We start from the raw sequence: 16,523 nt of genomic DNA on the forward strand, positions 1-16,523 counted from the left end.
CGACCGAGGGCTACGAGACCACCCGCCCGGCACCCCCGTCCCTGCCCTCCGAGGCGGCCCCAGGCGCCGAGGCGGCCTCGGTGGCCCCGGCGGCCGACGCGTCTCCGGCGGCCGAGGCGCCCTGGGCGACGTCCTCCCTCCGGTCCGCCCGCACCACCTGCCCGGCCTGCCCCGCCTGCCCTACCTGCCCCGCCTGCTCCGCCTGCTCCGCCTGCTCCGCGTACATCTTCGCGATCACGGCCTCGATGTCCGGCTCCCGCACCGAAAGGTCCACCAGCGGATACTCCGCCGCGATCCGCGCCACCAGCGGGGCCGCCGACTCCGCCGCCGGGAACGCCAGCCACTGCCTCGGCCCCTCCACCCGCACCACCCGCGCGGGCGCCGGCGCGTCGATGGGCGGCATCTCCCGTTCCAGGTCCACCACCAGCGTGCGTTCGCTCTCCCCCGCCCGGTGCAGGCCGGCGAGCGGACCGTCGTACATCAGGCGGCCGTGGTCGATGACCATCACCCGCGAGCACAACTGCTCGATGTCCTGCAGGTCGTGCGTGGTCAGCAGCACCGTCGTGGCCCGCTCGGCGTTCAACTCCCGCAGGAATTCCCGCACCCTGGTCTTGGAGATGACGTCCAGACCGATGGTCGGCTCGTCCAGGTACAGCACCTCCGGGTCGTGCAGCAGCGCCGCCGCGATGTCGCCGCGCATCCGCTGCCCCAGGGAGAGCTGCCGTACCGGCGTGTCCAACAGGTCGCCCAGGTCGAGCAGTTCGACGAGCCGGTCCAGGTTCGCGCGATAACGGGCGTCGGGAATCCGGTACATGCGGTGCATCAGCCGGTACGAGTCGAGCAGCGGCAGATCCCACCACAGCGTCGTCCGCTGCCCGAACACCACCCCGATACGGTGCGCCAGCCGCGTCCGCTCCCGGGTGGGGTCGATGCCGGCCACCCGCAGCCGGCCACCGCTCGGGGTGAGAATCCCGGTCAGCATCTTGATCGTGGTCGACTTGCCCGCGCCGTTCGGCCCGATGTAACCGACCATCTCACCGCGTGCCACGGAGAACGAGAGCGAGTCCACGGCCCGCACCTGCCGCCGCTCCCGCTTCAGGAACCCGGTCCTCTTCCGCACGTCGAAGACCTTCTCGACCCCCTCGAGAAGGATGAACTCCCGCTCGCCGCGGCTCACCCCGCCGCCGCGGCTCACCCCGCCATCGCCATCACCGCTGCCGCTGCCTCTGCCGTCACCCTCGGCATGCGCGCTGTCGTCGCCCACGGTCAACTCCCTGTACTCCGATACGAACGCAGCCCCGCCCGCCACGCCAGTCCCGCCAGCGCGCAGCACACCGCCGCCACCGGCGGTGCCATGAACGCCACCCACTGCGGCAGGTCCAGCGGATACGGCCGCCCCAGCACATAGGACGCGGGCACCCAGTTGACGAAGGCGAGCGGCAGCACGAACGTCACCCCGCGCACCAGTTCCTGCGCGAACACCACCGGCGGGTACTGCAGCATCGTCTGCCCGCCGTAGGTGAACGCGTTCTGCACCTCGGACGCGTCCTGCGCGACGAACTGGAAGGCCGCGCCCCCCACGAACACCGCGCAGAAGATCGCCGCACCGCTGACCACCGTCACCGGCACCAGCAGCAGTTTCGGCACCGTCCAGACGATGTCCAGCGAGGCGACGGCCCAGCCGAGGACCAGCAGCCCCTGCAGCACGCGCCCGACGCGGCGCAGGGCGAAGCGGTCCGCGGCGACCTGCGCGAGCACCGGTACCGGCCGCACCAGCAGCGTGTCGAGCGTGCCGTCACGCACCCGGCGCCCCAGCCGGTCCATCGAGCCCAGCACCAGATCCGCGATGCCGAACGACACGATGGACAGGCCGTACAGGAAGGCCACCTCGGCCAGGGAGTGGCCGGCCAGCACGTCGACGTGCGAGAACATCAGCGCGATACCGACGAAGTCAAGGCCGGTCACCACGACCCCGCCGATGGTCGTCAGTACGAACGACGTCCGGTACACCATGGTCGAACGGATCCACATCCCCGCGATCAGCCCGTACGCGCGCACCCCCCGCGCCGGCCCGGACTCTCCACCGGACCTCCCACCGGACCTCCGGCCGGGCTTCCCGCCGGCCTCCTCACCGACCCGGCCGCCAACCCGCCGTCCGACCCGCCCGCCGACCTCAGCCACCCTGGACCACCACCCGCCGCGTCGCCGTCGACTGCAGCAGCCGCCCCGTCACCAGCAGCACCACCGCCCAGCCGCCCTGGAGCGCGAAGACCCGCAGCACGCTCGTCTCCCCCATCAGGACGTCGGCCGGCCCCTGGAGCAGCGCCGCCCAGGGCAGCATCCGTACGACCTCGCCGAACGCGCCCGGGAACACGTTCAGCGGCAGCACCATGCCCGAACAGAGCATTCCCACGATCATCAGCATCTGCATCGCCCCCGTACCGTCCAGCAGCCAGAACGCGCTCAGCGCCACCAGGTAGCGGATCGCGTAACTGACCACCATCGCGAGCAGCACCGTCGTCAGGAAGGCGGCCCAGGTCAGCGGATCGTCCGGCAACGCCACCGGGAAGACCGTCACCCCGAACAGAAAGGGGATCACGCCCCGCCCCAACAGCTGGAACACCGACCGGCCCAGATCCTGCGCCAGCCACCACCCCTGCAGGTCGGCGGGCCGGTACAGATCGATCGCGATGGCACCCGTACGGATCCGCTCCATCAGCTCGACCTCGAAGCCGCCGCCCTGAATGGCCAGCGTCGCGTACAGCGCCTGCCCCAGCCACACGTACGTGACGGCCTGCGCCTGCCCGTATCCCCCGAGGTCCGGCCGCTCGTTCCACAGCGCCAGATAGGTGTACACGAGGATCAGGCCGAAGACGGTGTTGGTGAACACCCCGGCCGCCGTCGCCGCCCGGTACGTCGCGTACCGCCGGAAACCACCCACCGCGACCGCCCCGTACAACCGGACCGACGACCAGACCGACAACCGGGCCGACGACCGGGCCGACAACCGGGCCGAGCCTCCCCCCACAACCGCCTCCGGTCCTCGCCTCGCCCAGTGCCCTCGCCCGACGCTCTCGCCGAAGCCCAACCGCACGAACCTAGTGCCGGCAGCCGATGCGCTGCCAGGCATTTTCCGGCTGCCGAGGGCCATACGTGTGAGAAGCCGTACAGCGGGCCGACACGCGCCGCCGACGGGAACGGACCGCCGGATGCGACAGTCTTCTCCAAGGGGACGCACGCGCCGTACACGCACGCATCACGTGTACCGGCCGAACCCGCCGTAACAGCTGAACCGACTGTTACAGCTTTAACTGCAGTAACAGCGGCAACAGGCAGGAAAAGCGGCAATAGCCGTACCCTCGGAAAAATGCGAAACAGGAGTCCGTGCACGACATGAGCGACGAGCCGCAGCCACAGCAGCCCGCCCGGGGCAAGCGCCAGCGCACCGGATGGCGCCGGATCGTCCCCACCTGGCGGATGGCGCTCGGCGCCTTCCTCCTCGGCGGGCTCCTGCTCATCGGCGGTCTCTTCCTCGGCTACCACCTCGTGCACATCCCGTCCGCCAACGCCCTCGCGATCAAGCAGGCCAACGTCTACCTCTACACAGACGGCTCCGTCATCGCCCGGGACGGCGAGGTCAACCGGGAGAACGTCGGCCTCGGCCGGATCTCCCAGGACGCGCAGCACGCCATCCTCGCCGCCGAGGACCGCGACTTCTACACCGAGTCCGCCATCGACCCCCAGGCCATGCTCCGCGCCGCCTGGAACACCGCCACCGGCAAGGGCAAGCAGTCCGGCTCCACCATCACCCAGCAGTACGTGAAGAACTACTACCTCCAGCAGGAGCAGACCGTCACCCGCAAGGTGAAGGAGTTCTTCATCGCGATCAAACTGGACCGCGAACAGAGCAAGGACAAGATCCTCGAGGGCTACCTCAACACCAGCTACTTCGGCCGCAACGCCTACGGCATCCAGGCCGCCGCCCAGGCCTACTACGGCATGGACGCCCAGGACCTCGACGCCGGCCGCGCCGCCTACCTCGCCGCCCTGGTCAACGCCCCCAGCCAGTACGACGTCGTCACCCACCCGGAGAACCGCCCCGCAGCCGAGTCCCGCTGGAACTACGTCCTGGACGGCATGGTCGAGAAGGGCTGGCTGAGCGGGACCGAGCGCGCCGGCCTGAAGTTCCCCCCGCCCAAGAAGAGCACCAACTCCACCGGCATGTCCGGCCAGCGCGGCTACATCGTGCAGATCATGAAGGACCACCTCATCCAGAACAAGATCGTGGGCGAGGAGGAACTCGACGCGGGCGGCTACCGCATCACCACCACCCTGCAGAAGGACAAGCAGAACGCCTTCGTCGACGCCGTCAACGACAACCTGATCGACCGGCTCGACCAGAAGGAACGCGAGGTCGACACGTACGTCCGCGCGGGCGGCACCGCCGTCGAACCGAAGACCGGCAAGGTCCGCGCCATGTACAACGGCATCGACTACGTCAAGCAGTACACCCCCAACGCCACCCGCAGGGATTACCAGGTCGGCTCCATCTTCAAGCCGTTCGTGTTCACCGCCGCCGTCGAGAACGCGTCCAGCACCCAGGACGGCCGCCCCATCACCCCCAACACCGTCTACGACGGCACCAACAAACGCCCCGTCCAGGGCTGGTCCGGCGGCCTCTACGACCCGGCCAACGAGGACGACCGCTCGTACGGCGACATCACCGTCCGCGAAGCCACCGACAAGTCCGTCAACGCCGTCTACGCCCAACTGGCGGTCGACATCGGCTCCGACAAAGTCCAGCAGACCGCCGTCGCCCTCGGCCTCCCCTCCACCACACCCGAACTGACCCCCTCCCCCTCCATCGCCCTCGGCGTGGCCACCGCCAGCACCCTGGACATGGCCCAGGCCTACGCGACCCTCGCCAACCACGGCGTACACAGCGACGCCGTCCTGATCGAGAAGATCACCAAGGAAGGAAAGGAAACGGTGCCGCTGCCCGAGCCGAAGAACCGCCGGGCCGTCAGCCGCGAAGCCGCCGACACCACCACCGCCGTCCTGCGCGGCGTCGTCCAGAACGGCACCGCGACCGCCGCCCTGGGCGCGGGCCGCCCCGCCGCCGGCAAGACCGGCACCGCGGAGGAGGACAAGGCCGCCTGGTTCGCCGGCTACACCCCCGAACTCGCCACCGTCGTCGCGGTCATGGGCCAGAACCCGGACACCGCCGCACAGGAGAAGCTGTACGGCGCGATGGGACTGTCCCGCATCAACGGCGGCGGGCCCCCCGCCGAGATCTGGGCCCAGTTCACCCGGGAGGCACTGGAGGGCGAGCCCGTCAGCTCCTTCGACCTCGAACTGCAACCGGACGCCGAACGGACCGCGCCGCCGACCGCCGACACCGGCTCCCTCCCGCCCACGACCACCCCGGGCGACGGCACGCCCACCCCCGGGCCGGACGAGAACACGAACCGGACCCCGGTCCCGGACGACGGCACCGGCGAAGGCCGCACCGAAGGCGGCACGAACAAAGGCACCGACGGCGACACCACGACCGGCGGCACGGGCGACGGCACCTCCACCGGCGGCACCACCGACGGCGGCACCACCGGGGGCGGCACCACCGGCGACACCGGCAGCGGCGGAACCGGAGGGAGCGGCTCGACCGACGGCGAGAACCCCGGCACGGGCAGCCGCGGCGGCCTCACCGGCTTCATCCCACGCCCCCGCGGGGAGTGAGCGCGGGAGGTAAGCGGGGGGACGCCCCCCAGGGGAGTGGCCCCCCGGAGTATGAGCGCGGTCACTCCCCGCGCTCAGCCACTCAGTGCCCCGACGTCGCCTTCAGCCCCACCACGGCGACCACCAACAGGCACACGAAGAAGATCCGGGCGGCGTTCACCGGCTCCCCCAGCACCACCATGCCCAGCACCGCCGCCCCGGCGGCACCGATCCCCACCCACACGCCGTACGCCGTACCGATCGGCAGCGTCTTCGCCGCGTACGACAGCAGCACCATGCTCGCCACGATGCCGGCACCGGTGAGCACGCTGGGAACCAGCCGGGTGAAACCCTCGGTGTACTTCATCCCGATCGCCCAGCCGACCTCGAGCAGACCGGCAACGATCAACAGAACCCACGCCACGACAGGCACCTCCGGAACACACGTCGACGCATCAACACATCGTCGAGTCGTCGAATCCAAACGGGAGTGCGTCGTCTTTGCCTCACCCCGGTACGGCGCGTCTCGTCGGGGCCCAGTGGGTCCCCCCACTCTAAAGCCCTGGCCAGGACGGCCGGAAGGGCTGGTGACCATGGTCACCAGCCCTTCCGTCCACACCACGGCAACGCCGCGACGGCCCACGGGTCTACAGGTACAGGCCCGTCGAGTCCTCCGACCCCTCGAACCGGTCCGCGGCCACGGCGTGCAGATCACGCTCCCGCATCAGCACGTACGCGGTACCCCGCACCTCGACCTCCGCACGGTCCTCCGGGTCGTACAGCACCCGGTCACCCGTCTCCACCGTCCGGACGTTCTGTCCCACCGCGACGACCTCGGCCCAGGCCAGCCGACGGCCGACCGCCGCCGTCGCGGGAATCAGGATGCCGCCCCCGGACCGCCGCTCGCCCTCACTCGCGTCCTGCCGCACCAGTACGCGGTCGTGCAGCATCCGGATGGGCAGCTTGTCGTGCCGGGGATCGTGCTCGTTCTTCTTCGCGCTCACGCCTGAAACCTACCTGCCTCGGCCACGGATGTACGCGATCGGGTCCGGGTACGGGTCCGGGTGCAGATCAACGCCTGCGCCGACGCGACCCCAGAGCCATCAGCCCCACCACACCCACCACTACCACCACCGCGACCGGCACGACCCGCTCCAGCCGCGGCGCACCGTTCAGGTCCACGAACTGCGCCTTGACATCACTCACCGCACGATTGACACCGACGTACGCCCTGCCGAGCGTGTGATCGACATGGGAGGCGGCCCTGGCCTTCGCGTCCCCGACGATCGTCTTCGGATGCACCCGCACGCCGATCTCGTCCAAGGTCTCGGCCAGCACCGCGCGACGGCGCTTGATGTCCGCCTCGATCTCCGCCGGGGTTCTGGTGTCCGCCGTGTCCGCCACCGTGTCGCCTCCGAAATCCGCTGAAACCATAAAAGCCGTACCTGTGCCGGACAGTCTGTCAGCTTCATGCCGCACCGCACGGTCAGGGCACCCGGATACCCTCGATCCCGGCACCCGATCCACCCAGCGTGTACGTACGAGGAGACCAGACCGATGAGCGAACGCCTCGAGCCCGGAGCCCCGGCCCCCGCCTTCACCCTGCCCGACGCCGACGGCAACGAGGTGTCCCTGGCCGACCACAAGGGCCGCAAGGTCATCGTCTACTTCTACCCGGCGGCGCTCACCCCCGGCTGCACCAAGCAGGCCTGCGACTTCACCGACAACCTCGAGCTGCTGACCGGCGCGGGCTACGACGTCATCGGCATCTCCCCCGACAAGCCCGAGAAGCTCGCCAAGTTCCGCGACAAGGAGTCCCTGAAGGTCACCCTCCTCGCCGACCCGGACAAGCAGGTCCTGGAGGCCTACGGCGCCTTCGGCGAGAAGAAGCTGTACGGCAAGACCGTCGTCGGCGTGATCCGCTCCACGATCGTCGTCGACGAGGAGGGCAAGGTCGAACGCGCCTTCTACAACGTCAAGGCCACGGGCCACGTGGCCAAGATCATCAGGGACCTGGGCGTCTGACCCACACCCTTGCGAACGGCCCGCACCGGGTTGCCGGTGCGGGCCGTTCCGCGTGTCACGCGTGACCGTCCGGTCCCGAGCGACCGGCCCAAGTGGGCGATGACGTCCTCGGGCGTACCGGAGCGCTGTGTCATGTGCGGCGCTGAAGCGGACCGGCAAGGCTCCCCGCTTCCACTGGAAATCGACCACATCAACGGGGACCGACAGGACGACCGGCGTGAGAACTTGCGGTTGCCGTGCCCCAACTGCCACACAATCACCAGCACGTGGCGCAAGGGAGGCCCACGAGCACGCCGCAACCCCCAGTAGAGTAGGCAGCGCTGCGGGCCCGTACCCCAGCTGGCAAGAGGGCGCCGGTTTAGGTCCGGTGTGTCGTGGGTTCGAGTCCCACCGGGCCCACAGGAAAAAGAGGCTCAGTTCCTTCACGTCGAAGGGACCGAGCCTTTTTTGACGCACTCAGCCCAACAACTCCCGCACCGCCGGTACCAGTGCCCGGAAGGCCTTGCCTCGGTGGCTGATGGCGTTCTTCTCCGCCGCGGACAGCTCCGCGCAGGTGCGGGTCTCGTCGTCCGGCTGGAGGATCGGGTCGTAGCCGAAGCCGCCGGTGCCGGCCGGGGTGTGGCGCAGGGTGCCTCGCAGTTGGCCTTCGACGACGCGTTCCGTGCCGTCGGGGAGGGCCAGGGCGGCGGCGCAGGCGAAGTGGGCGCCGCGGTGGGTGTCGGTGATGTCGGAGAGCTGGGCCAGGAGCAGGTCGAGGTTGGCCCGGTCGTCGCCGTGGCGGCCTGCCCAGCGGGCGGAGAAGATGCCGGGGGCGCCGCCGAGGACGTCGACGCAGAGGCCGGAGTCGTCGGCGACGGCGGGGTGGCCGGTGGCGCGGGCGAGGGCATGGGCCTTGAGGAGGGCGTTCTCGGCGAAGGTGGTGCCGGTTTCCTTGACGTCGGGGACGTCGGGGTAGGCGTCGGCGCCGACGAGTTCGTGGGGCAGTCCGGCGTCGGCGAGGATCGACCGCAGTTCGGTGATCTTTCCGGCGTTGCGGGTGGCGAGGATCAGGCGGGTCATGGGGCCAGTATTCCGGGCCCCGCTCCCCTGCCCCACCCCGCCACCGGCTCCTGCCGTGTCCTACGGGGTGCAGACCTTCGTCAGTTCGCCGGCCGCGTCGGTGACGGGGCTGAGGTCGGGGGTGGTGTCGCCGTCCTCGACGGAGGTGCGGACGTTGCCGACGGCCTTGTCCAGGTTGTCGACGGCCTTGCCGACGTCGGCGTTGTCGGTCTGGTCGCCTATCTCGCCGAGGTTCTGGTCGATGGAGTCGAGGGACTCCTCGAGTTGGGTGGCGTCGTTGGAGGCGTTTTCGACGGCCTGCTGGAGTTCGGTGACGCTGTCGGCGATGGCGTCGGCGGTCCGGACGCAGTCGAGTGCCTTGTCGACGGCACTGCAGCCGGTGGTGAGTCCGGCGGTGAGTACGACAGCCGCCAGTGTGGCGGTGACGGCTGTGGTGCGGCGTCGGCGGCTCGCGGCCATGGAACGGTCCCTCCCTGTGGGGCCGGGTGGCCCTCGTCGCTGACCGGGTGTGCGGAGTGGATCCGTCCGTACGCCCGTACCCCTGGAGACGCGGGGATGGCCGGCGCGGTTGCCCGCGTCGGCCATCCCCCTTGGTACGTCCTTTACCTTTCGAGGACGCTATCAAGTGCGGTGCGCTGCACGGTAGTCAGTTCGGCACAGCCGGCGACGGCGAGGTCGAGGAGGGTGTTCAGTTCGGTCCGGTCGAAGGGCTGGGCCTCGGCGGTGCCCTGGACTTCGACGAAGCGGCCGTCGCCGGTGCAGATGACGTTCATGTCGGTGTCGGCGCGGACGTCCTCCTCGTAGCAGAGGTCGAGGAGGGGGATGCCGTCGACGATGCCGACGGAGACGGCGCTGACGGTGCCGGTGAGGGGTTTCCGGCTGGCGCGGATGAGCTTGTTGTCCCTGGACCAGTTGATGGCGTCGGCGAGGGCGACGTAGGCGCCGGTGATGGCGGCGGTGCGGGTGCCGCCGTCGGCCTGGAGGACGTCGCAGTCGAGAACGATGGTGTTCTCGCCGAGTTGCTTGTAGTCGATGACGGCGCGCAGGGACCGGCCGATGAGGCGGCTGATCTCGTGGGTGCGTCCGCCGATGCGGCCGCGGACGGATTCACGGTCGCCGCGCGTGTTGGTGGCGCGGGGGAGCATCGAGTATTCGGCGGTCACCCAGCCCTCGCCGGTGCCCTTGCGCCAGCGGGGGACGCCCTCGGTGACGGAGGCGGTGCAGAGGACCTTGGTGTCGCCGAAGGAGACGAGGACGGAGCCTTCGGCGTGCTTGCTCCAGCCGCGTTCGATGGTGACCGGGCGGAGTTGTTCGGGGGTGCGGCCGTCGATTCGAGACATGGTGTCGAGCCTAGCCGTATACGGGAGGGGCCCCTTCCGGGTGCGGCGGGTGCGCTGCCGCCGGGAAGGGGCCCTCGGGTGCCGGGAGTTCCCGGTGCCGTGGATCTTCGGACGCTCCGGGTGTTCAGGAGGTTCCGGGTGTTCAGGAGGTTCCGGTGGTCACATCATGTCTTCGATCTCGGCCGCGAGGGGGTCGGCGTCGGTGCCGATGACGACCTGGATGGCGGTGCCCATCTTGACGACGCCGTGGGCGCCGGCGGACTTCAGTGCGGCGTCGTCGACCTTGGCGGGGTCGATGACTTCGGTGCGGAGGCGGGTGATGCAGCCTTCGATCTCTTCGATGTTCTCGATGCCGCCGAGCCCGGCGACGATCTTCTCAGCCTTGGTGGCCATGTTCGCTCTCCCTGATCCGAACCGCTTTTGTCGCAGTAACCCACAGTCGGCCCATCCTCGCGAGCGGTCGTGCCGTCGGTACCGAAGGATGGCGCCACGATAGCGGGGCCGTCTCCAACTGGTCTACACCACCGGGGGGACCGTCGCCAAACCCTCCCGGCGAACCCCCCGGTGAACCTCTCAGCGAACCTCTCAGCGAACCCCCCCAGTGAAGGGGACCGGATGAGTACGCAGAGCCCCGCCGGCGCCGGTTCCGAGGTCAGTCCCCTGCGTGAGCGCCGGCAGCGGCTGTTCCAGGGGCTGCAGAAGATGGGCCGCAGTCTGCAGTTGCCGATCGCGGTGCTGCCGGCGGCGGGCATCCTCAACCGGCTGGGCCAGCCGGACGTGTTCGGGGACGACGGTCTGGGCTGGACGGACGTCTCCAACAATCATTCCGATCGGGCTGTGCTTCGCGGTGGTGTATTACGTGATCTTCCGGTTCGCGATCACGAAGTTCGATCTGAAGACGCCGGGGCGGGAAGCGGAGGACGAGGTGGAGGACACCACCAAGGCCTGAGGGGGCAGCCCCTTAAGGTGGGATCGGCCGTTCGAGCCCTCGGACCATGAGCCGGGGGCCGTTCGGTGCACCCTCGGGGACGGTGCCGACGGGGCCGCGGAGCGGGCACTGCGTGTAGCGCTCCGGTTGCGGAATCCGTGGGTTCCTTATACGACCTTCATCGTGCTACAACAGGTCTACACCACTGAGTGGTGTAGACCACCGGACGCCGCCGTCCCCCCTCCTTTGTCCCTGGGCGGCGCCATGCCCACTGGAGGAAGTTGTGTCCACGGCCAGCGCCGCTCCTGCGGCCGAGAAGAAGAAGGGCTCCGGCGTGATGGCTGTGCTGCAGCGCATCGGCCGCAGCCTGATGCTGCCGGTGGCCGTGCTGCCCGCCGCCGCGCTGCTGGTGCGCCTCGGCAACACCGACATGCTCGGGCGCCCGGAGTTCCCGGCCTTCCTGACGAAGATCGCGTCCTTCATGACCGCCGGCGGCAACGCGATCCTCGACAACATGGCCCTGCTCTTCGCGGTGGGCATCGCCATCGGCTTCGCGAAGAAGTCGGACGGCTCGACCGCGCTCGCCGCCGTCGTCGGCTACCTGGTCTTCAAGAACGTCCTCGGCACGTTCACCGACGGCAGCCTGCCCAAGCAGGAAGCCATCGTCGACGGCAAGATCGTGATGGTCGAGCAGGCAGTGGACGCCAAGGTGCTCGGCGGTGTGGTCATGGGCCTCGTCGTCGCCCTGCTCTACCAGCGCTTCTACCGCACCAAACTGCCCGACTGGGCGGGCTTCTTCGGCGGCCGCCGCCTGGTCCCGATCCTGTCGGCGTTCGCCGGTCTGCTCATCGGCATCGTCTTCGGCTACGTCTGGCCGGTCCTCGGCACCGGTCTGCACAACTTCGGTGAGTGGCTGGTCGGCTCCGGCGCCGTCGGCGCAGGCATCTTCGGTGTCGCCAACCGTGCTCTGATCCCGGTCGGCATGCACCACCTGCTGAACTCCTTCCCCTGGCTCCAGGCGGGCGAGTACGAGGGCAAGAGCGGTGACATCGCCCGCTTCCTCGCCGGTGACCCGACCGCCGGCCAGTTCATGACCGGTTTCTTCCCGATCATGATGTTCGCGCTGCCCGCCGCCTGTCTGGCCATCGTGCACTGCGCCCGCCCCGAGCGCCGCAAGGTCGTCGGCGGCATGATGCTCTCCCTGGCGCTGACCTCGTTCGTCACCGGCGTGACCGAGCCGATCGAGTTCACGTTCATGTTCATCGCGCCGATCCTGTACGCGATCCACGCGGTCCTCACCGGTTTCTCGATGGCGCTGACCTGGGCGCTGGGGATGAAGGGCGGCTTCGGATTCTCGGCCGGCGCGGTCGACTTCGCCCTGAACCTGGGCATCGCCACCAACCCGTGGGGCCTGGCCCTGGTCGGCCTCTGCTTCGCGGCGGTCTACTACGTGGTCTTCCGCTTCGCCATCGTCAAGTTCAACCTGCCGACGCCGGGCCGCGAGTCCGACGAGGAACTGGCGGAGCTGCAGAAGGCCGAGGCCAAGTAGCCGACATGACCGCATGACCGCACGACCGCATGACCGAGGCCCCGGAGCCATGACGCTCCGGGGCCTCGGTCGTGCGCGGGCTCAGAGCACGTACGTCACGCCGGGGGCCGCCAGTTCCACCGGTCCGTCGTAGACGGCGCGCGCGTCGGCGAGGTTGACCTGCGGGTCGGTCCACGGGGCGATGTGGGTGAGGACCAGCCGGCGGGCCCGGGCGCGGGCCGCCGACTCACCCGCCTCGCGGCCGTTGAGATGCAGGTCGGGGATGTTCTCCTTGCCGGCGGTGAAGGCGGCCTCGCACAGGAACAGGTCGGTTTCGTGGGCGAGTTCGTCGAGCGCCGTGCTCACCCCGGTGTCACCGGAGTACGTCAGCGACTTCCCGCCGTGCTCGAGACGGATGGCGTACGCCTCCACCGGGTGCGCGACGCGCTCGGTGTGCACGACGAACGGGCCGAGCTCGAAGGTGGACGGCTTGACCGTGTGGAAGTCGAAGACCTCGCTCATGGAGGAGGCCGAGGGGGTGTCGGCGTAGGCCGTGGTCAGCCGGTGCTCCGTGCCCTCGGGTCCGTAGACCGGGATCGGGTCGCAGCGGCCTCCGTCGTGCCGGTAGTAGCGCACCACGAAGTACGCGCACATGTCGATGCAGTGGTCGGCGTGCAGATGACTGAGGAAGATCGCGTCCAGGTCGTAGAGACCGCAGTGGCGCTGCAACTCGCCCAGGGCACCATTGCCCATGTCGAGGAGCAGCCGGAAGCCGTCGGCCTCTACGAGGTAGCTCGAACAGGCCGATTCCACGGACGGGAACGACCCCGAGCAGCCGACGACGGTGAGCTTCATGAAGCAGAAACCTCCGCTGGCGGGGTAGTGAAAACGGGGGTCGTGCGGTTCGTCGAGCGTAAGACGCAAAACCTTTGATCGCTCCTCCGCCAGGGGCCGTTGTGGGGGAACTCACCTGTGCTGTCACCGGTTCGGCTGGAAGCGGTTCGCGTGGGGCGCGCGCGAGGGCGCACGGCTGCGGCCCGCGCCGGTACGGTCGGGTCATGAACACGTCGTGGTGGCTCGCACTCGTCGCGGTGGTACTGCTCGCACTGGTCGCCGCACTCGTCGACGGGTGGGGCCGGGGGCACCGGCCCCGCGTCCGGAGTGCGCCGGCCGGAGCGGGGACCGTTACGGACGACGGGGACAACGGGGACGGCCGGCCCCGGCCCGCGGAGATCTGGTGGGCGGACGTGCCCTACGAGGATGTCCCGGGGGCGGGGAACGGGGCGCCGGCGGGGGACGGGGCGTCGAAGGACCGGCCGTGCCTGGTGCTGGCGGTGCGCGGGGAGCAGGTGACGGTCGCGAAGATCACGACACGCTTCCGGGACGGACGCGCCGGGGTGGTCCCGCTGCCGCCGGGATCCGTCGGGGACGCCCGGGGCCGGGCGAGTTTCCTGGAGACGGACGAGCTGCGTGAGGTCCCGGTACGGGAGTTCCGGCGCAGGGTGGGGCTCGTCGACCCGACGGTGTGGGACCGGGTCCGGCATCTGGCGCGGTGACCGCCGGGCGGCGGAACGGCGAAGGGGCCGGAGTGGATCTCCGGCCCCTTCGTACTTCCCTCGTGCGTCCTGCCCTCGTGCGTCCTGCCCTCGTGGGTCACGCCCAGAGCTGGCCCTGGAGCGTGTCGATGGCTTCCTCCGTCGTGGCGGCGGTGTAGACGCCGGTCGACAGGTACTTCCAGCCGCCGTCGGCGACGACGAAGACGACGTCGGCGGCCTCCCCCGCCAGGAGCGCCTTCTTCGCGACGCCGATCGCGGCGTGCAGGGCGGCCCCGGTGGAGACACCGGCGAAGATGCCTTCCTGCTGGAGGAGTTCACGGGTCCGGGTGACGGCGTCGGCGGAGCCGACCGAGAACCGGGTGGTGAGGACGGAGGCGTCGTACAGCTCGGGGACGAAGCCCTCGTCGAGGTTGCGCAGCCCGTAGACGAGGTCGTCGTAGCGGGGTTCGGCGGCGACGATCTTCACGTCGGGCTTGTGCTCGCGCAGGTAGCGGCCGACGCCCATGAGGGTGCCGGTGGTGCCGAGGCCGGCCACGAAGTGCGTGATCGAGGGCAGGTCGGTGAGGATCTCCGGGCCGGTGGTCGCGTAGTGGGCGCCCGCGTTGTCCGGGTTGCCGTACTGGTAGAGCATCACCCAGTCCGGGTGCTCGGCGCCGATCTCCTTGGCGACCCGCACGGCGGTGTTGGAGCCGCCGGCGGCCGGGGAGGAGATGATCTCCGCACCCCACATGGACAGCAGGTCGCGGCGTTCCTGCGAGGTGTTCTCGGGCATCACGCACACCATGCGGTAGCCCTTGAGCTTGGCGGCCATGGCCAGGGAGATGCCGGTGTTGCCGGACGTCGGCTCCAGGATCGTGCAGCCCGGGGTCAGCCGTCCGTCCTTCTCCGCCTGTTCGATCATGAACAGGGCCGGGCGGTCCTTGATCGAGCCGGTCGGGTTGCGGTCCTCGAGCTTCGCCCAGATACGGACGTCGGTGGACGGCGAGAGCCGCGGCAGGCACACCAGCGGGGTGTTGCCGACCGCGGCCAGGGCGGAGTCGTAGCGCATCCGGATCAGGCCGTGCCGCCGGCCACGGCCGGCAGGATCGTGACGCTGTCGCCGTCGGTCAGCTTGGTGTTGATGCCGTCGAGGAAGCGGACGTCCTCGTCGTTGAGGTAGACGTTGACGAAGCGGCGCAACTGGTCGCCCTTGGCGTCGTCGATGAGGCGGGCCCGGATGCCCGCGTGCCGGGTCTCGAGGTCGGCGAAGAGCTCGGTGAGGGTGTTCCCGGTGCCCTCCACCGCCTTCTGACCGTCGGTGTACTGGCGGAGGATGGTGGGGATCCGGACCTCGATGGCCATGGCGTGGGACTCCTGTCGGTGTTTTCGTCTGGTCGGTGGGCGCGCGGCGGCGCGGGCGGCGCGTGGGGGTGCGTACACGGTGAAGCCGCCGGGGCTCACGGGCCGTACGGCGGGAGGCTCGGTATCAACAGATGGCGCTGGCGAGTCTGCACAGGTCGACGTGCAGCCGCGCCACGAGCAGTTTGCCCGGCGTCTTGTCGCTCACGTCATGGAGAACCATGGGCTCATCGTATCGATTCCCGGTGGCCGGATCCGAGTGTCGTCTCACACTTCGGAAGATGGCCGACCGGTATGTGGGAAGTGGCAGGTGGGGGCCCCTTGCGGTGCTGCTCGAGCGGGCGCCGGGAAGGGGCCGAGGGCGGGGAAGGCCGTCGGGGGCGTCGAGGGGTCAGTACGCCTCGACGACCTTGACCTCCTCCTCGGTGACCTCACCGTCCACGATCCGGAACGAGCGGAACTGGAAGTCGCCGAGGCCGTCGGTGTCGGCGGTGGAGACCAGGACGTAGTGGGCGCCGGGCTCGCTCGCGAGGGCGATGTCGGTGCGGGAGGGGTGTGCCTCGGTCGCGGTGTGGGAGTGGTAGACGATCACCGGCTCCTCGTCGTTGTCGTCCATTTCGCGGTACAGCTTGAGCAGGTCCTTCGAGTCGAACTCGTAGAACGTGGGCGAGCGGGCCGCGTTCAGCATGGGGATGAAGCGCTCGGGACGGCCGGAGCCCGCCGGGCCCGCCACCACGCCGCACGCCTCGTCGGGGTGGTCCTCGCGCGCGTGGGCGACGATCCGGTCGTACAGGGCCTGGGTAATGGTCAGCATGAGGCTCAGGATAAGCAGACGGGCCGTCCCGTACCGAGGGGTGATACGGGACGGCCCGGATGCCGGACGTCGGGGCACCTTGACCGGCGGTGGGGGGGGGGGGGGGGGGGGGGGGGGCCCCCCCCCGCCCCCCCCCCCCCCCCCCCCCCCCCCCCCCCCCCCCCCCCCGGGGGGGGGGGCGGGGGGGGGGCGGGGGGCCCCCCGCCACCGCGAAGGAGTT

19 protein-coding genes, 1 tRNA gene, 2 pseudogenes and 1 riboswitch are annotated in these 16,523 nt (G+C 70.0%); of the genes and pseudogenes, 7 read left to right on the forward strand and 15 right to left on the reverse strand.

The genetic code is table 11. The features are described from left to right. Positions 1 to 199: 199 nt before the first annotated feature. From ACFYQA_RS35750 to ACFYQA_RS35760, 3 genes and pseudogenes are all read right to left on the reverse strand, one after another. Positions 200 to 1,195, reverse strand: a pseudogene (locus ACFYQA_RS35750) (ATP-binding cassette domain-containing protein); the annotation flags it as partial. A gap of 71 nt (positions 1,196 to 1,266) precedes the next feature. Further along, the gene (locus tag ACFYQA_RS35755) at positions 1,267 to 2,031 is read right to left on the reverse strand and encodes an ABC transporter permease (protein ID WP_388927114.1); all 765 of its coding nucleotides are present in this window, start codon (positions 2,029 to 2,031) and stop codon (positions 1,267 to 1,269) included. Between the two features lie 142 nt (positions 2,032 to 2,173). Beyond that, positions 2,174 to 2,959, reverse strand: coding sequence for an ABC transporter permease (locus ACFYQA_RS35760; protein ID WP_388927154.1), 786 nt, complete (start codon positions 2,957 to 2,959; stop codon positions 2,174 to 2,176). 434 nt (positions 2,960 to 3,393) lie between these two features. On the opposite strand from ACFYQA_RS35760, the gene ACFYQA_RS35765 reads away from it, so the two are divergent. Further along, positions 3,394 to 5,736, forward strand: a complete 2,343-nt coding sequence (locus tag ACFYQA_RS35765; RefSeq protein WP_388927117.1) for a transglycosylase domain-containing protein — start codon at positions 3,394 to 3,396, stop codon at positions 5,734 to 5,736. 82 nt (positions 5,737 to 5,818) lie between these two features. Here ACFYQA_RS35765 and sugE read toward each other — a convergent pair whose 3' ends face one another. From sugE to ACFYQA_RS35780, 3 genes are all read right to left on the reverse strand, one after another. Continuing rightward, positions 5,819 to 6,139, reverse strand: coding sequence for a quaternary ammonium compound efflux SMR transporter SugE (gene sugE / locus ACFYQA_RS35770; RefSeq protein WP_055597119.1), 321 nt, complete (start codon positions 6,137 to 6,139; stop codon positions 5,819 to 5,821). A 65-nt stretch (positions 6,140 to 6,204) separates the two neighbouring features. Beyond that, positions 6,205 to 6,264, reverse strand: a riboswitch (guanidine-III (ykkC-III) riboswitch). 98 nt (positions 6,265 to 6,362) lie between these two features. Then, positions 6,363 to 6,719 (reverse strand): co-chaperone GroES, encoded by a 357-nt coding sequence (locus ACFYQA_RS35775; protein WP_055597118.1) that lies wholly within the window; start codon positions 6,717 to 6,719, stop codon positions 6,363 to 6,365. A 67-nt stretch (positions 6,720 to 6,786) separates the two neighbouring features. Beyond that, positions 6,787 to 7,119, reverse strand: a complete 333-nt coding sequence (locus ACFYQA_RS35780; RefSeq protein WP_386402925.1) for a DUF3618 domain-containing protein — start codon at positions 7,117 to 7,119, stop codon at positions 6,787 to 6,789. A gap of 153 nt (positions 7,120 to 7,272) precedes the next feature. Between ACFYQA_RS35780 and bcp the strand changes: the two genes are divergently transcribed. The 3 genes from bcp to ACFYQA_RS35795 all read left to right on the forward strand — a co-directional run bounded on the left by bcp (position 7,273) and on the right by ACFYQA_RS35795 (position 8,139). Then, positions 7,273 to 7,740: a thioredoxin-dependent thiol peroxidase gene (gene bcp / locus ACFYQA_RS35785; protein ID WP_388927120.1), complete on the forward strand. Its 468-nt coding sequence runs from the start codon at positions 7,273 to 7,275 to the stop codon at positions 7,738 to 7,740. 132 nt (positions 7,741 to 7,872) lie between these two features. After that, positions 7,873 to 8,049, forward strand: a complete 177-nt coding sequence (locus tag ACFYQA_RS35790) for an HNH endonuclease (RefSeq protein WP_388927123.1) — start codon at positions 7,873 to 7,875, stop codon at positions 8,047 to 8,049. A gap of 15 nt (positions 8,050 to 8,064) precedes the next feature. Further along, positions 8,065 to 8,139, forward strand: a tRNA-Leu gene (locus ACFYQA_RS35795). Between the two features lie 57 nt (positions 8,140 to 8,196). On the opposite strand, the gene rdgB is transcribed toward ACFYQA_RS35795, so the two are convergent. From rdgB to ACFYQA_RS35815, 4 genes are all read right to left on the reverse strand, one after another. Continuing rightward, positions 8,197 to 8,799 carry an RdgB/HAM1 family non-canonical purine NTP pyrophosphatase gene (gene rdgB / locus ACFYQA_RS35800; RefSeq protein ID WP_388927126.1) on the reverse strand — a complete coding sequence of 201 codons (603 nt, stop codon included), beginning with the start codon at positions 8,797 to 8,799 and terminating at the stop codon, positions 8,197 to 8,199. A gap of 60 nt (positions 8,800 to 8,859) precedes the next feature. Next, on the reverse strand, positions 8,860 to 9,258 hold the full coding sequence (locus tag ACFYQA_RS35805; protein WP_388927129.1) for a hypothetical protein: 399 nt from the start codon (positions 9,256 to 9,258) through the stop codon (positions 8,860 to 8,862). 143 nt (positions 9,259 to 9,401) lie between these two features. Continuing rightward, on the reverse strand, positions 9,402 to 10,139 hold the full coding sequence (gene rph, locus ACFYQA_RS35810) for a ribonuclease PH (protein WP_388927132.1): 738 nt from the start codon (positions 10,137 to 10,139) through the stop codon (positions 9,402 to 9,404). A 159-nt stretch (positions 10,140 to 10,298) separates the two neighbouring features. Beyond that, on the reverse strand, positions 10,299 to 10,532 hold the full coding sequence (locus ACFYQA_RS35815) for a glucose PTS transporter subunit EIIB (RefSeq protein WP_388927135.1): 234 nt from the start codon (positions 10,530 to 10,532) through the stop codon (positions 10,299 to 10,301). A 222-nt stretch (positions 10,533 to 10,754) separates the two neighbouring features. Between ACFYQA_RS35815 and ACFYQA_RS35820 the strand changes: the two are divergent. Together ACFYQA_RS35820 and ACFYQA_RS35825 are read left to right on the forward strand one after the other, a co-directional pair. Continuing rightward, positions 10,755 to 10,955 (forward strand): annotated as a pseudogene (locus ACFYQA_RS35820) (PTS lactose transporter subunit IIC); the annotation flags it as partial. 395 nt (positions 10,956 to 11,350) lie between these two features. Further along, positions 11,351 to 12,616 (forward strand): PTS transporter subunit EIIC, encoded by a 1,266-nt coding sequence (locus ACFYQA_RS35825; protein ID WP_388927138.1) that lies wholly within the window; start codon positions 11,351 to 11,353, stop codon positions 12,614 to 12,616. An 81-nt stretch (positions 12,617 to 12,697) separates the two neighbouring features. Here ACFYQA_RS35825 and ACFYQA_RS35830 read toward each other — a convergent pair whose 3' ends face one another. Further along, the gene (locus ACFYQA_RS35830) at positions 12,698 to 13,450 is read right to left on the reverse strand and encodes an MBL fold metallo-hydrolase (RefSeq protein WP_388927141.1); all 753 of its coding nucleotides are present in this window, start codon (positions 13,448 to 13,450) and stop codon (positions 12,698 to 12,700) included. A 203-nt stretch (positions 13,451 to 13,653) separates the two neighbouring features. On the opposite strand from ACFYQA_RS35830, the gene ACFYQA_RS35835 reads away from it, so the two are divergent. After that, positions 13,654 to 14,151: a type II toxin-antitoxin system PemK/MazF family toxin gene (locus ACFYQA_RS35835; RefSeq protein ID WP_388927144.1), complete on the forward strand. Its 498-nt coding sequence runs from the start codon at positions 13,654 to 13,656 to the stop codon at positions 14,149 to 14,151. A gap of 97 nt (positions 14,152 to 14,248) precedes the next feature. On the opposite strand, the gene ACFYQA_RS35840 is transcribed toward ACFYQA_RS35835, so the two are convergent. From ACFYQA_RS35840 to ACFYQA_RS35855, 4 genes are all read right to left on the reverse strand, one after another. Continuing rightward, positions 14,249 to 15,199, reverse strand: coding sequence for a PLP-dependent cysteine synthase family protein (locus tag ACFYQA_RS35840; protein ID WP_386402795.1), 951 nt, complete (start codon positions 15,197 to 15,199; stop codon positions 14,249 to 14,251). Positions 15,200 to 15,204: 5 nt separating this feature from the next. Beyond that, entirely contained in the window at positions 15,205 to 15,492 is a 288-nt protein-coding gene (locus tag ACFYQA_RS35845) for a MoaD/ThiS family protein (RefSeq protein WP_388927147.1), read from the reverse strand. Between the two features lie 124 nt (positions 15,493 to 15,616). Then, positions 15,617 to 15,712: a putative leader peptide gene (locus ACFYQA_RS35850; RefSeq protein WP_323056066.1), complete on the reverse strand. Its 96-nt coding sequence runs from the start codon at positions 15,710 to 15,712 to the stop codon at positions 15,617 to 15,619. A 168-nt stretch (positions 15,713 to 15,880) separates the two neighbouring features. Beyond that, a complete protein-coding gene (locus ACFYQA_RS35855) occupies positions 15,881 to 16,303 on the reverse strand; it encodes a Mov34/MPN/PAD-1 family protein (RefSeq protein WP_388927151.1) in 423 nt (140 codons plus the stop codon). Positions 16,304 to 16,523: the final 220 nt, after the last annotated feature.

This window comes from Streptomyces sp. NPDC005774, assembly GCF_042871645.1.
Taxonomy (GTDB): domain Bacteria; phylum Actinomycetota; class Actinomycetes; order Streptomycetales; family Streptomycetaceae; genus Streptomyces; species Streptomyces pratens.

Excerpts from the sequence above, each read along its gene's own strand:
- ACFYQA_RS35755 (WP_388927114.1), bottom strand. The coding sequence starts at position 2,031 with ATGTGGATCCGTTCGACCATGGTGTACCGGACGTCGTTCGTACTGACG.
- ACFYQA_RS35765 (WP_388927117.1), top strand. The coding sequence starts at position 3,394 with ATGAGCGACGAGCCGCAGCCACAGCAGCCCGCCCGGGGCAAGCGCCAG.
- bcp (WP_388927120.1), top strand. The coding sequence starts at position 7,273 with ATGAGCGAACGCCTCGAGCCCGGAGCCCCGGCCCCCGCCTTCACCCTG.
- ACFYQA_RS35790 (WP_388927123.1), top strand. The coding sequence starts at position 7,873 with ATGTGCGGCGCTGAAGCGGACCGGCAAGGCTCCCCGCTTCCACTGGAA.
- rdgB (WP_388927126.1), bottom strand. The coding sequence starts at position 8,799 with ATGACCCGCCTGATCCTCGCCACCCGCAACGCCGGAAAGATCACCGAA.
- ACFYQA_RS35805 (WP_388927129.1), bottom strand. The coding sequence starts at position 9,258 with ATGGCCGCGAGCCGCCGACGCCGCACCACAGCCGTCACCGCCACACTG.
- rph (WP_388927132.1), bottom strand. The coding sequence starts at position 10,139 with ATGTCTCGAATCGACGGCCGCACCCCCGAACAACTCCGCCCGGTCACC.
- ACFYQA_RS35815 (WP_388927135.1), bottom strand. The coding sequence starts at position 10,532 with ATGGCCACCAAGGCTGAGAAGATCGTCGCCGGGCTCGGCGGCATCGAG.
- ACFYQA_RS35830 (WP_388927141.1), bottom strand. The coding sequence starts at position 13,450 with ATGAAGCTCACCGTCGTCGGCTGCTCGGGGTCGTTCCCGTCCGTGGAA.
- ACFYQA_RS35835 (WP_388927144.1), top strand. The coding sequence starts at position 13,654 with ATGAACACGTCGTGGTGGCTCGCACTCGTCGCGGTGGTACTGCTCGCA.
- ACFYQA_RS35840 (WP_386402795.1), bottom strand. The coding sequence starts at position 15,199 with ATGCGCTACGACTCCGCCCTGGCCGCGGTCGGCAACACCCCGCTGGTG.
- ACFYQA_RS35845 (WP_388927147.1), bottom strand. The coding sequence starts at position 15,492 with ATGGCCATCGAGGTCCGGATCCCCACCATCCTCCGCCAGTACACCGAC.
- ACFYQA_RS35850 (WP_323056066.1), bottom strand. The coding sequence starts at position 15,712 with ATGGTTCTCCATGACGTGAGCGACAAGACGCCGGGCAAACTGCTCGTG.
- ACFYQA_RS35855 (WP_388927151.1), bottom strand. The coding sequence starts at position 16,303 with ATGCTGACCATTACCCAGGCCCTGTACGACCGGATCGTCGCCCACGCG.